Source organism: Flagellimonas meishanensis (genome assembly GCF_019880545.1).
Classification (GTDB): domain Bacteria; phylum Bacteroidota; class Bacteroidia; order Flavobacteriales; family Flavobacteriaceae; genus Flagellimonas; species Flagellimonas meishanensis.
In genome coordinates, this window is record NZ_JAINVW010000003.1 from 489,977 (window position 1) to 503,790 (window position 13,814).

A 13,814-nucleotide genomic window follows, 5' to 3' on the forward strand; every position below is an offset into this window, starting at 1 on the left:
TTTTGATTGATTTCTGTTAAAGACAATTAAAAGTTTAAAGGGTTGCACTTTATGCAAAAATTATTCCCGTAAGGTCACAATCCCTTTTATCCCCTGAATGGAAATAAGACCACGAACTTCCTTGCCGTAGGTTGCCTCAATTTCACGAAGCTTACGGCCTTTGTCCAGCATGGTTGAGTTCACATTTTCAAAGGATTTGGGCAAACGTACCACACCCTGCTCCAAGGTGGCCTCAAACCGGTGCGGAAAATCGGTCACCTTCAAATCAATGTCCGATGATTCCTGCTCAATGGTTATTTCGGATTCCGCGGTCAGGATTTGATTTATCCGAAAGTCCGCAATTTTCATGTTCAAATCCACATCCTGGGTCAGACGTTCCAAATTAAACGTGGAAAATTTAAGGCTTCCATATACGGTACCTGCTTCATCCACCGTAATGTTATCCTTGTTTGAATGCACTTCAAAAGAATTGACCGTGTTGATTTTTATTTCCGTTCCACTACTGTTCAATTGTAGGCTTTTGGAATCTTCCATGTCCAGTACCCCATTTTTTAAGTCTAAACTGGCATAATTCAAGTTCCGGGCCTTGACTTTTCCGAATTTTAATATAATGTCGGCCTTACCCAAATCTTCATTTATCCATAGGTCCCCATGTTCAATTAAAACATTCAAAGGCCCGTTCCAATCTTCAATAAATACGTCACCAAAGCGATTGGTCACCTTGAGCTTCACCTTTTTGGGCAAAAACACTTCATAATCTATCTGAACATGGCTTCGGTCAAGGTCTATGGGATTGGTCCGATTGAAAAAATCGGCAAACCACCCGGTGTTCTTGTTTGAGATTTCAGAAGTGATGGAAACCATTCCGCTTCCCGACTTGAATTCAGGATTTATCCGTCCCAACAAATCTTTGGCATTGTCCCGTTTGCGATGGTTTACCCTAATTTCGATTTTAACCGAGACCTTGTCCTGTTCCCATCCCGTTAGGGTGACATTGCCATACTTGTTTTCCAAACGTAGTTCTCCCGCATTGGTGAGGGGAAAGCTTCTTTCCACAGTCTTGGACACCCTCTCCTGCGCCATACCGATATGCGCCGAAAGCAACAACATTGCCATCCAAAGGGCTAGTTTATAACGTGTATCCATAATCATTATCGGATTTTTTAGATTCGTTTATCTGCTGCAATAAGTTTTCAATGAGTTCGATGCGTTTTTTGTAATTGGCTACAATAGCTTCCAATATTTGCTCATTGTCAAGGTTCTTTTGCATTTCCATTTTAAGGACATCGTATTCAGAATCGAGTTCATCCATGAAGGACAAAAACTCGGTCTTGTCCTCTTCTGTTAAGTTGGGATTCTTCTCCACCAGCTTTACCTGATACGAGACCAGAGTCTTGTAGTGCATATCAATTTCCAGCAGTTCTTTGGACACATACTGTGTCTGGGTAGTGCTTTCACCAAAGACGGTCAGTCCAATAAAGCTTGCAATCCCCAACAAAAGAACCACACTGGCGGCAATACGAAACATTGGCCGTTTCCAGAGCGGGATTACCTTTGGTTCCTCTTTTTGGAGCTCAGCCGAGATATTTGCCCAAAGTTTGGCGCGGTCCGCTTTGTGCTCATCGAACAGAGTGGCATGCTCTCGAATGTGTTTTTCAAAATTGTCCATTACAATTCGCTTATGATTTCCAATAATTTCTTCTTTGCCCTATGGTATTGTGATTTGGAAGTGCTGCTCGAAATCCCCAATATCTCACCAATTTCAATGTGGTCGTATCCCTCTATCAAATACAGACTGATGATCTGTCGGTACCCATCGGGCAATTTTGAAATGCCCAATTGTACTTTTTTTAGGTCCATCGCATCGGCTTCCTCGGGTTCTTCATCTGCCAAATGAAACTCATGGGTTTCCATGGGCGCCACTGGAATGCGTTTCACCTTAAGGTGATTGATGCTCTTGTTGATGACAATTCGCTTCAGCCATGCTCCAAAACTACTTTCATACTTAAAATGATCAAGGTTTTTAAAGGCATCCACAAAACTGTCCTGTACAATATCCTCGGCGTCTTCCTTATTCCCTAAAAACCGAAGCCCTACGTTATACATCGCATCTACATACAGGCTATACAGCTCGTATTGCGAACTGGAATTACCGGTCTTGCATTGCTCAACCAAGATTTGATGTGTAAAGCGGATGTCGGTTTTCAAAGGTTTAGGTTGATGCCTTTTGTGGTTAAAGACAATTGCAAAAGTAAAGGGTTGCACCCCCAATGAAAAATATTTTGAAATCATAAAACTTTATCATCAAATGCAACCTCTCATTTTTTGACCTGTCTATTGGTGGTGAAATTTTTATACAATCATAAACCATCAAAAAATGAACAGTAAATCACATCTAAACCCGGCAACCAAGACCATCGTTTGGTTGCTAAGGGCCTTTTTTCTTGGAAGCATGTTGGCCATGGGCCAAACCAGCCACACCATTAGCGGAACCGTAACCGATAAAAGCAATGGGGAGACCCTGTTCGGCGCGTCCGTGTTCCTTGTAGGCACTACCATAGGGGGAGTGACCAACGAATACGGCTTTTATTCCATCACCGCTCCCGAAGGGGAGTACGTTTTCACCATATCGTACATGGGCTACAATGATGTCACGATCAATATCAACCTGAATCAGGACATCAAAAGCGATGTGGAGATTGCCGAATTTTCCACCGAACTTGACGAAGTTGTGGTCACTGCGGAAGAACCAGAGCGGGCCATTTTGCAAAAACCTGAGATGAGCGTGGTTAAAATGAACGTGGGAACCATTAAACAAACCCCCGTGGTTTTGGGTGAAGTGGATGTTTTAAAAGCACTTCAGCTATTGCCGGGTGTTACCAACAATGGCGAGGGTACCGGCGGTTTTCACGTTAGGGGAGGTGCACAGGACCAAAACCTGGTACTGCTCGATGAGGCCATCATCTATAACACCTCTCATATGTTTGGTTTCTTTTCGGTCTTCAATGCCGATGCAATCAAGGACGTAAAACTTTACAAAGGAGGCATCCCGGCACGTTTTGGGGGCAGGGTATCCTCAGTTTTGGATATCCGTCAGAAAGATGGTAACAGTAAGGATTTTGGCCTGACCGGTGGCATTGGGGTCATTTCAAGCCGATTGACAGCCGAGGGCCCTGTTTTTGGGGATAAGGGTTCCTTTCTGATTGCAGGCCGTCGTTCGTATGTCGATTTGATCTTAAAAGCAGCAGGGGAGGACAACAGTGTTGCTTTTTATGACCTGAACCTGAAAACCAACTACAGTATTGACCGTAACAACAAACTGTTTTTGTCCGGTTATTTTGGACGGGATGCGTTTGATTTTGACGGAATTTTTGAAAACAGTTATGGCAATGCCTCAGGGAACTTGCGTTGGAACCATATTTTTAACGACCGTCTGTTTTCCAATCTTTCCGCCATTGTCAGTCGCTATGATTATTATCTAAATTTTGACCAAGAGGACTTTGAATGGGTTTCTTCTATCATCAATTACAACCTGAAGTACGATTTAAAGTATTATTGGAGTGATGTGTTTTCCCTGGATTTTGGAGCTAATGGTATTTACTATGACTTTGACCCTGGACAAGTACAACCTACCTCGCCCGACTCCCCGGTCAATCCCTTGAAATTGGACCAAAAAAGGGCACTTGAGACGGGCATCTACATGAATGCAGAGCATAAACTTACGGATAGGTTAACGGCCCAATACGGGTTGCGTTATAGTGCCTTTTCGCGCTTGGGCGGACAACCCATCACTGAATATGCGAATGCTCAACCTGTGGTGTACAATTCCACCTTGGGCATATATGAAAGGGGAGAGGCCATTGGAGAAACGGAATTTGCAAGGGGAGACGCCATCGAAACCTTTGGCAATTTAGAGCCTCGAGTTTCATTGGCCTACCTCTTGAATGAGGATTCATCCATAAAAGCGGGCTTTTCTAGGGCCGCACAGTACATTCATTTATTGAGCAACACCTCTTCGGTAACGCCCTTGGATGTGTGGACGCCCAGTGGGCCTTTTATTGAACCGCAGTTGTCCAATCAGTATGCCTTGGGGTATTTCCGAAATTTTCTGAACAAAGCCTATTCCCTTGAGGTGGAAGGGTACTATAAAACCGTTGACAATCGCATCGATTATATTGATGGGTCAGAATTGATTGGCCAAAACACCATTGAGACTGAAATTTTAAATGGTGAAATGCGTGCCTATGGTTTGGAACTCCTGCTTCGTAAAAACGAGGGCGATTTAACAGGGTGGATTGCTTACACCCTGTCCAAATCAGAACAGCGCACTCCAGGAGGAATCGCTGGTGGCCCAGGTATCAACAACGGGGATTGGTACAACACCTTTTTCGACCGTACCCATGATGTTTCAGTTTCTGGCTCCTATCGTTGGAACGACCAATGGAGTTTTGGCGCCAATATGATATTCCAAACGGGAAGACCGGTGACCTATCCCAATGGTCAGTACGAATATGAAGACCTATCCATCGCAAGCTACGCTCAAAGAAATTCGGATCGTTTGCCTGCCTACCATCGTGTGGATGTTTCAGCAACGTTTAAACCTAGGAGATATCAGCATAAACGCTTTAAGGGAGAATGGGTGTTGAGTATTTATAACCTATACCACAGAAAAAATGCAGCAGCAATTTCCTTTGGCCAGAATGTGGAAACCGGTGCCAACGAAGCAACCCGGACTGCCATTTTTGGCATTGTACCTTCTTTAACCTACAACTTTAAATTTTAAAATAATGAAATCAAGAATAAAGACAATATTTGCAATCCTCACCGTATCGCTTGCTTCCTGCACCGATGTGGTGGATGTAGAAGTTCAAAACGGACCCGAACGTTTGGTTGTTGAAGCCTCCTTGGATTGGGAAAAAGGAACAGCGGGCAATGTTCAGACCATTCGATTGCGAAAGTCGACTCCATTTTTTGACACTAAGACTACTGCAGATGTGACTGGTGCTTCCGTGGTGGTTACCAATGACACCAGTGGTGAAACCTTTGCTTTCATGGACCAAAACAATGGAATTTATCGAACGACAAATTTCCGGCCTGTTTTGGGTCAGTCATATTCCCTTCGTATTGAATACGATGGAGAAGTGTACACGGCACGGGAGACCATGACCCCGGTAACGGATATTACCAATGTTTTTCAAGATAGGGCCGAAGGGTTTGATGACGAAGCTTTGGAGGTGCATGTGGTATTTACCGATCCGCCCGAGGAAGGGGATAACTACCTGTTCAGATTTCAACGTGAAGGGGATTTGCTCCCTGATTTGGAGGTGGCCGAAGACGAATTTATCAATGGCAACGAAATAGATTGGTGGTACGAGATAGATGATGATAACGAAAACTTGGAGCCTTTTGAGCCAGGTGATGTGGTCAATATTGAAATGTACGGTATTTCAAGACCGTATTACGACTATATCAAGATTTTGATAGACCAATTGGGCGGTGTGGGCATATTTGAAGCCACTCCCGTAGCGGTTAAGGGCAATTGCATAAATGAAACAAACCCTGATAATTATGCTTATGGCTATTTCCGGTTGACTGAGGTGGTCAAAACCAGTTACACCTTTTTGGAAGACTAGTCTTTAGGTTGGTTTGATGTGTGAAAGTGTCAGGTTACTAGTGCCTGGCACTTTTTTTTTGCAACAAATAAAGGAAGTAAATATTCAACCTTGGCTGCGTTAAGTTTTTTGTAAAGCCCCAGCCATTACGGCGAAATACCTTAATTTTATGTAATGGCTATGAACACTAGAAAAGGATTTCGGTTTACCACCTACGAAGCCCCGGACCAAACCCCGTTTGAAAAGCTATTTGATATTTTCCAGGAACTCATCACCCATACCTCTGGTGATTTTGATGAGGCCATCGATTGGTTGCGGGAGTTGGATAAGGAATATGAGCTCACCGATGAGGACTATACCATTGATGATTTTATCGAGGACCTGAAAGCCAAAGGATATATCCGTGAGGAGTTTGATGATGGTGGTGGGCAAATCGGCGAGGATGAAGCAGGGGAAGATGGTGATGAAGGACAGGGTAGAGGAAAAATATCGATTACCGCTAAGTTGGAGCGTGTGCTTAGGCAACGCGCCTTGGACCAGATTTTTGGAAAACTCAGGCGCAGTGGCTCGGGAAGTCACCGTACCGGAAAGTCCGGGAGGGGCGATGAACATACCGGGGATTTTAGGGAGTATCGTTTTGGGGATACCTTGGAACATATTTCGATGACCGAAAGCCTAAAAAATGCCCAGATCAATCATGGAATAGGGGCATTTACTTTGGATGAAAACGATTTGGTCGTTGAGGATACAGATCATAAAGCCCAGATGAGCACCGTACTGATGATTGATATCAGCCACAGCATGATTCTGTATGGGGAAGATAGGATAACACCGGCAAAAAAGGTGGCCATGGCGCTTGCAGAACTCATTACCACGCGATATCCAAAAGATACTTTGGACATTTTGGTTTTCGGAAACGATGCTTGGCCGATTCCCATAAAGGATTTACCGTATCTTAAAGTTGGACCATATCATACCAATACGGTAGCGGGCTTGCAATTGGCGATGGACATGCTACGGCGCAAAAGGAACACCAACAAGCAAATCTTTATGATCACTGATGGAAAACCTTCATGCATTCGGCTTCCCAATGGTGATTATTACAAAAATAGCGTGGGATTGGATGATTATATCGTTGAAAAATGCTATACCATGGCACAACAGGCCAGAAAACTTCATATTCCCATCACCACGTTCATGATAGCACAGGACCCCTATCTAAAACAATTTGTGCGGGAATTTACACAAGCGAACAACGGAAAGGCAATTTATACCGGGCTTAATGGCTTGGGCGAGATGCTATTTGAGGATTACGAACAAAACAGAAGCAGAAGGATAAAAGGATAAAATATATATGGAATTGAATCATACCAAAATAAAGACCATTGCCGATTTGAAGGCCGCTGGATATGAGAGCAGGAGCATCAAAGATGAGCTCCGTGAAAACCTTTTGGAGAAGATTTCAAAAGGGGAAGAGGTCTTTCAGGGTGTTTGGGGTTATGAAAACTCCGTTGTGCCAGAATTGGAAAGGGCGATTCTTTCCAGGCACAACATCAACCTATTGGGATTGCGTGGACAGGCCAAAACCAGGTTGGCGCGATTGATGGTTGGATTATTGGACGAATGGATGCCCATTGTGGCCGGGTCTGAAGTGCATGACGATCCATTGAAACCCATTTCACGGTATGCCATGGAATTGATCAAGGAGCAAGGGGATGGCACTCCCATTGTCTGGATTCATCGGAACGAACGTTTTTATGAAAAACTGGCTACCCCAGATGTGACTGTGGCAGACTTGATCGGCGATGTGGACCCCATAAAAGCCGCCAATCTAAAGTTGTCCTATGCCGATGATCGCGTCATCCATTTTGGCATGATCCCAAGGGCCAACCGTTGCATCTTTGTAATCAATGAGCTGCCAGACCTTCAAGCAAGAATTCAAGTGGCTCTTTTTAACATACTGCAGGAAGGGGACATACAAATACGCGGATTTAAGGTTCGATTGCCTTTGGACCTTCAATTTGTGTTCACTGCAAACCCTGAGGACTATACCAACCGGGGAAGCATCGTAACTCCATTGAAAGATAGGATTGGGTCACAAATATTGACCCATTATCCAGACAATGTGGAAATAGCCAAAAAAATCACCAAGCAGGAAGCCCGACTGGACCAGAGGCAATCCGATAAGATTTATGTGCCTGACATGACCATGGATTTATTGGAGCAGATAAGTTTTGAGGCCCGAAAGAGTGAATATGTGGATGCAAAAAGTGGGGTCAGTGCCCGAATGAGCATCACGGCTTTCGAAAACCTGCTGAGCACCGCCGAACGACGGGCGATAGTTACCCGGGACAATAAGACTACTGTCCGGCTAAGCGATTTTATGGGGGTTATCCCCTCAATTACCGGGAAGATTGAATTGGTATACGAAGGTGAGCAGGAGGGCGCCGGTTTTGTGGCGGAAACCTTGATTGAAGAGGCCGTTAAATCATTGTTCTCAAAATATTTTCCCAAGATAGACAAACTACAGCGCAAGGATGAGGAAACCGAATACGATGAACTAACCAGTTGGTTTTTTGAGGGAGAGGGATTTGAATTGCTGGATGACGACCCTGATGCGGATTACAGATCCAAGTTGGATTCCATCGGTCCGCTCGATCGGTTGTTGCGGAAGTATATGTCATCCCTGGCCAAAGAGGACTCTTATTTTATAAAGGAGATGCTGTTATGGGGGCTAGTGGCCCATAAAAAGTTGAGCAAACAACGTTTTGTGCAAGGGTTTCAATTTAAGGATCTTTACGGAAGTTATATCCGAGGCCTATAGCGAAAGAAGGCTTAGTGCCAGATATTGAGATTATCGTTGTAATTCTCAAAATTATAGGTGCCTATATATTTTTTTCGTTGCCAAAATGAAAACATCGTCAGCATGGGCAACAGGCTGTGGAGAACCAACGTAATTGTGGCCACCGGTTTGAAGGTTGGCGGCACCACATGCTCGGAAAAATCACGGTAGGAACCCAATACCAGAAAACTATCATATATCTTGAAGAGATAGATTATCATCAAAACGTACAGTACATACTCCAGATTCCGCATTTTGGGATCGGGAAGCTCAATCTCCGTAATCTTGAACCAAACCACGTAGAGGTATAAAAAATGGATCAAGCTAAGAAGGGGAAAAATGTAGTTATCCAACTTAAGAAAATAGAACCTGTTGGTGTATATGCCATAGAAATCCAAAACAATCAATGCGACCAGTATCAGTGCCGTTAAAAAAACATTTCTCTTCCAGTTCAGGATGTCGTTAAGTAGGCTCATTTGTAGTATTTTTCCTTATTTGGGATTAAAAAACACTTAAATAACGGTATATTTTTACAGTTTATTTTCAATAAATCGATGAAAACCCAACAATGTTGGATAAGCAGGAATTTGTGTTGTGAAAATGTATCAACCTTCTTTTTTAAGGGGAAAAGCTTTTAAAAATGTTGCACTCCTCCATAGCCACTCAATAGGCCCATAACGGAATCTTTCCAACCACCATTTGCTCAGAAACATTTGCACGGCCACAAGGATTATGGCCAACCCAAAGGTATAGATATTACGTAGTTCCCCAATAAGTCCCAAGCCCCATCCAAAAAGCAGAAAAGTACCTACCACACTTTGAAAAAAGTAGTTCGTCAATGCCATTTTACCATAAGGCGCAAAGCGAGACAGCCATTTTTGGGGCTTGGTTTTCTTGTAAAGAATCACAAAAACACTGATGAATAGGAAAGTCATGGCCACATTGTTCAAGTCGTAAGCCGTAAGTCCAAGCATGGCCAGCCAATTATCAAACTTCACATCGGGTCCCATACTGCCAAAGATGACGGCCATTGCCACTCCAGAGAGCAAGAATAGCACCAAGGACCATATCCAGGTTTGCTTTATCAGTTTTTTGTGTTCTTTGTAGTTTTTGAAAAATCCCATTCTACCCACATATAGGCCCAACAGGAAAAATCCAAATGTGAGATAGCCACGGCCAAAAATGGCAAACTGAAAGTCCATCTTATTGAGATGGCTCATCCATGCGTTTACTGAAAAAACATCAATTAAACTTCCATTCTTTATTGTTTCGTAGTAGGCCATCACCGCAGGATCGTCACCCGAAATACTCAAGTTTCCAAAGAGGCTGTCCCCTTGGGTAAAGGCAAACACAACATAACGTCCCAATCCTAGGAACAATAACGCTGAAAACAATAGGACCCAGGGATTTTTTACTTTATAAAATGGAATCAAAAATATTCCTAGAAGGGCGTAAATGGTGAGAATGTCACCCGCGTAAAAAAGACTGTGCGCATATCCGATAAGCAATAACAGCACTAATCTCCAGAGAAACCGACCTCCAAAATAGGCACCTTTTTGGGCCGCATTATCCATTTGTATAAAAAAACTGAGGCCAAAAAGAAAGGAAAAGAGTGCAAAAAACTTCCCTCGGAAAAAGAACCCGATAAAAACATCCACAATGGTATCGGGAATTCCTTGATGCACCGCTTCTGTAAAAGCAGTGGGAGGCGGACCCCCGATGTAATTCTCAACTAGGTGCACGAGTACTATCCCTGCAAGGGAAAAACCCCTCAGAGCATCTATGATTTCAATTCTCTCTTTGACGGCAGGCGGGTTAGTGGCGGTCATTTTTGTTTTTTTGATTGATGATTATGTTCTATAGGACTAAAGTGTTGTTAAACTGTTACAGTATTGGGTCATTTAATGGATTCATCAGATCGCAATATATGATATCTGTATTTTTCGTAATTTGGATCAAACACCTTTTGTATGCCAAATTGGCTCTATATTTTGATTATTGTACTCGGGGGCTACATTTTGATCAGTGTTTTGCTCTATTTCCTTCAGGATTACTTTTTGTTCAAACCCGAGAAACTTCCCAAGGATTTTCAATTTTACTATGACAACCAAGAGACCGAGGAGTATAACGTGGAAACGCGGGATGGTGCCGTAATAAATGGGCTCAGATTCCGGTCCAAAAACCCTAAAGGTGTGGTTTTCTATTTAAAGGGAAATTCTAAAAGTATAAAAGGCTGGGGCAAATTTGCCGTGGATTTTACCCGGCACGGATATGATGTGATCATGGTTGATTACCGGGGTTTTGGTAAAAGTACGGGAAGAAGGACGCAAAAGGCCGTAAAACGGGATATGCAGCTCATTTACAACAAGTTAAAGGAAAAGGTAGACGAAAGATACATCATACTGTATGGGCGCTCCATGGGTTCGGGGTTTGCCGCTAAGCTCGCCTCAATGAACGACCCAAGAATGCTCATTTTGGATGCTCCCTACTATAGTTTAAGCAAGGTTGCCAAAAAGTTTATCCCATTCATGCCCCTTTCCATACTGATAAAATTCCCCATGCCCACTTACAAATGGCTGAAATACGTCAATTGCCCCATACACATCATACATGGCACGGATGACCGATTGATTCCATATAAAACGAGTGTCAAACTATCCAAAATAAGACCGGAACTTACAAAGCTTTATACCGTAATAGGAGGAGGGCACAAGAATTTGAACAATTTTGAATCGTACCATGAAATGCTTGAAAAGATTGTGACCAGCAAACCACAAAAAGTGAATTTGGAAGGTTCCAGCATCCATGTGAAACATTCATCAAAAAGGGCCAATGCGAAGGCTTAAAAGCGTATTGTTCCTGGCATTGTCCCTATTGCTGTTAACTACTGTTATGCTATATTTTTTACAAGAAAAGCTCATTTTCATTCCTACCAAGCTCTCCGAGAACCATACTTTTTCGTTCCAACAGCCCTTTACGGAATTCTTTTTGGAGGCCACTGATGGGGCCAGACTGAATGCCTTGCATTTTTATACGGATGAACCCAGGGGATTGATCCTTTATTTTCATGGGAATGCCGGAGACCTTTCCAGATGGGGCGAAATTGTTTCGCCATTTACAAGTTTTGGGTATGATGTGGTGATCATGGATTACAGGGGTTATGGCAAGAGCACTGGTAAGCGCAGTGAAAAAGCACTTTACAATGATGCGCAACTTTTCTACGATTGGGCATTGGAGCATTTTGAGGAAGATGAGATTTTGGTTTATGGCCGTTCGCTTGGGGCCAGCATAGCAACGCATTTGACCTCTAACAACAATCCAAGCAAACTCATTTTGGAGACACCCTTTTACAGTTTGATGGACGTGGCGGAGGACCGATTTGGATTTTTGCCCCTAAAAACCATTCTTAACTATAAGATGAATTCCTTCGAATTCATGCAACGGGTAAAATGTCCGGTCTACATATTCCATGGCACGATAGACCAAGTTGTTTCCCATGCATCCGGCAAAAAATTGTTTGAATCAATTCCCCACGATAAAAAAAGGATGTTCAGCATCGAGAATGGTACGCACAACGACCTAGGCGAGTTCGATGCCTATTGGAAAGGAATTGAAAGCATTCTGGATTAATCAATCGAACAAATCCGAGGACAAATAGCGGTCCCCACGGTCGCAGACAATGGAAACGATGGTTCCGCTATCCAGTGTGGCCGCAAGTCTAAGCGCAACCACAGCAGCCCCGCCACTGCTAACTCCGGCAAAGATTCCTTCTTCCTTCGCCAAGCTACGGGCCATGGCCTCGGCCTCTTCCTGGCTCACTTCCATGACAGTGTCCACCTTGTTCTGGTCAAAAATTCTAGGGAGATATTCCTCTGGCCATTTTCTAATACCAGGAATTCGGGATTCATCGGTCGGCTGTACTCCAATAATCTGGATATTTCCGTTCCTTTCCTTTAAATAGGTTGAAGTGCCCATAATAGTGCCCGTTGTGCCCATACTGGAAACAAAATGGGTGATGGCCCCATTGGTATCCTTCCATATTTCAGGTCCGGTGGTCTTGTAGTGTGCCCTCCAATTATCATCATTGCCAAACTGGTCAATCATGCGATATCCCTCATTTTTTACCTTGGCTTCGGCATAGTCACGAGCACCCTCAATGCCAATATCCGAAGAGGTCAGGGTTACCTTTGCGCCGTAGGCGCGCATGGTCTGCACCCGCTCTTTGGTAGAATTTTCGGGCATCACCAATTCTATATCCAAACCATAGATTCCGGCAATCATGGCCAGCGCAATGCCTGTATTGCCACTTGTGGCTTCTATCAATTTGGTCGATGGTCCAATCTCACCCCGATCCAATGCACATTTTATCATATTATAAGCGGGCCGGTCCTTTACACTGCCTCCCGGATTCTGACCTTCCAACTTAAAAAAAAGCTTCACATTCGGGTTGGTGTTCAAAACCTTGGAAACCACAAGAGGGGTGTTTCCAATTAAATCAAGAATGGCTTTAGACATTGCTTGGCGCTGTTTTTATTTTGATTTCTGGCGTATGGAACACCGTGGAGTTCGGTGGAACCGAAGCTGTTATCCAGGCATTTCCACCAATTACGGAGTTTTCCCCAATCACGGTATCACCTCCAAGGATTGTGGCGTTGGCATAGATGGTGACATTGGACATAATGGTGGGGTGTCTTTTGGTTTTTTGAAGGTTCTTGGCCACGTAAAGGGCCCCCAAGGTTACTCCTTGATATATTTTCACATGATCGTGGATTATGGCCGTTTCACCAATTACAACTCCGGTGGCATGGTCAATGAAAAATGATTTTCCAATGGTCGCTCCTGGGTTTATGTCCACACCTGTTTGCCTATGCGCATATTCCGTCATTAATCGCGGCACCAATGGAAATCCATGCACATAAAGCTCGTGGGCCAACCGATAGATGGCAATGGCATAAAAACCTGGATAGGCCATATAGATTTCCTGTATGGATAAGGATGCTGGGTCGCAATCCAGAATGGCCTCGGCATCCAAATTGAGTTTTTCCAAAATCCCGGGCAAACCTGAAATATAATTCTCCCAGACCTTGGCACAAGGTTTCTCAAGCTCCCAGCATGCCAGATCGGTCAAACGGGAAAACTTGGTCTCAAGGATGTCCAAATTTTCAGCGACCTGGGTGTTCACGTCAAAGAGCGTGTAGAACAGCAAATTGGTGAAGGCTTCGGTTTCTTCCTTAAGCCTATAGTCCAAATAGGGTTGTTTTTTATGCCTATTGAGTTCTTCGATGATTTTTTCTTTGTCCATACCTTCAATTAGAATCTTAAAATTACCCAAAACCTTTCCGGTCGCCCAAGTAAATGAC

Annotated in this window: 13 protein-coding genes; 6 read left to right on the forward strand and 7 right to left on the reverse strand. The window is 43.7% G+C overall.

The genetic code is table 11. The features are described from left to right. Positions 1-60 precede the first annotated feature (60 nt). The 3 genes from K7G75_RS10165 to K7G75_RS10175 are packed head-to-tail and all read right to left on the reverse strand — an operon-like array spanning position 61 to position 2,208. Positions 61-1,146 carry a translocation/assembly module TamB domain-containing protein gene (locus K7G75_RS10165; RefSeq protein WP_222984141.1) on the reverse strand — a complete coding sequence of 362 codons (1,086 nt, stop codon included), beginning with the start codon at positions 1,144-1,146 and terminating at the stop codon, positions 61-63. Further along, a complete protein-coding gene (locus K7G75_RS10170) occupies positions 1,130-1,669 on the reverse strand; it encodes a hypothetical protein (RefSeq protein ID WP_222984142.1) in 540 nt (179 codons plus the stop codon). Before K7G75_RS10170 ends, K7G75_RS10165 begins: the two co-directional genes overlap by 17 nt. Continuing rightward, positions 1,669-2,208, reverse strand: a complete 540-nt coding sequence (locus K7G75_RS10175; RefSeq protein ID WP_262420324.1) for an RNA polymerase sigma factor — start codon at positions 2,206-2,208, stop codon at positions 1,669-1,671. The genes K7G75_RS10170 and K7G75_RS10175 overlap by 1 nt, the downstream gene beginning before the upstream one ends. Positions 2,209-2,377: 169 nt before the next feature. On the opposite strand from K7G75_RS10175, the gene K7G75_RS10180 reads away from it, so the two are divergent. The 4 genes from K7G75_RS10180 (at position 2,378) to K7G75_RS10195 (ending at position 8,436) form a co-directional block, all read left to right on the forward strand. Beyond that, positions 2,378-4,783, forward strand: a complete 2,406-nt coding sequence (locus tag K7G75_RS10180; RefSeq protein WP_222984144.1) for a TonB-dependent receptor — start codon at positions 2,378-2,380, stop codon at positions 4,781-4,783. A gap of 4 nt (positions 4,784-4,787) precedes the next feature. Then, positions 4,788-5,633 (forward strand): DUF4249 domain-containing protein, encoded by an 846-nt coding sequence (locus tag K7G75_RS10185; protein WP_222984145.1) that lies wholly within the window; start codon positions 4,788-4,790, stop codon positions 5,631-5,633. Between the two features lie 153 nt (positions 5,634-5,786). Then, a complete protein-coding gene (locus tag K7G75_RS10190) occupies positions 5,787-6,959 on the forward strand; it encodes a vWA domain-containing protein (RefSeq protein WP_222984146.1) in 1,173 nt (390 codons plus the stop codon). 7 nt (positions 6,960-6,966) lie between these two features. Beyond that, a complete protein-coding gene (locus K7G75_RS10195; protein WP_222984147.1) occupies positions 6,967-8,436 on the forward strand; it encodes a MoxR family ATPase in 1,470 nt (489 codons plus the stop codon). Between the two features lie 11 nt (positions 8,437-8,447). On the opposite strand, the gene K7G75_RS10200 is transcribed toward K7G75_RS10195, so the two are convergent. Together K7G75_RS10200 and K7G75_RS10205 are read right to left on the reverse strand one after the other, a co-directional pair. Continuing rightward, complete coding sequence (locus tag K7G75_RS10200) at positions 8,448-8,930, reverse strand: hypothetical protein (RefSeq protein WP_222984148.1); 483 nt, start codon at positions 8,928-8,930, stop codon at positions 8,448-8,450. A gap of 129 nt (positions 8,931-9,059) precedes the next feature. Continuing rightward, positions 9,060-10,283, reverse strand: coding sequence for a DUF418 domain-containing protein (locus K7G75_RS10205; RefSeq protein WP_222984149.1), 1,224 nt, complete (start codon positions 10,281-10,283; stop codon positions 9,060-9,062). A 141-nt stretch (positions 10,284-10,424) separates the two neighbouring features. Between K7G75_RS10205 and K7G75_RS10210 the strand changes: the two genes are divergently transcribed. Together K7G75_RS10210 and K7G75_RS10215 are read left to right on the forward strand one after the other, a co-directional pair. Continuing rightward, a complete protein-coding gene (locus K7G75_RS10210) occupies positions 10,425-11,300 on the forward strand; it encodes an alpha/beta hydrolase (protein WP_222984150.1) in 876 nt (291 codons plus the stop codon). Beyond that, on the forward strand, positions 11,287-12,084 hold the full coding sequence (locus K7G75_RS10215) for an alpha/beta hydrolase (protein WP_222984151.1): 798 nt from the start codon (positions 11,287-11,289) through the stop codon (positions 12,082-12,084). The genes K7G75_RS10210 and K7G75_RS10215 overlap by 14 nt, the downstream gene beginning before the upstream one ends. Here the strand turns inward: K7G75_RS10215 and cysM are convergent, their stop codons facing one another. Beyond that, entirely contained in the window at positions 12,085-12,969 is an 885-nt protein-coding gene (gene cysM, locus K7G75_RS10220; RefSeq protein ID WP_222984152.1) for a cysteine synthase CysM, read from the reverse strand. It abuts the gene before it with no gap. Next, the gene (gene epsC, locus K7G75_RS10225) at positions 12,962-13,756 is read right to left on the reverse strand and encodes a serine O-acetyltransferase EpsC (RefSeq protein WP_222984153.1); all 795 of its coding nucleotides are present in this window, start codon (positions 13,754-13,756) and stop codon (positions 12,962-12,964) included. The genes cysM and epsC overlap by 8 nt, the downstream gene beginning before the upstream one ends. Between the last annotated feature and the right edge of the window lie 58 nt (positions 13,757-13,814).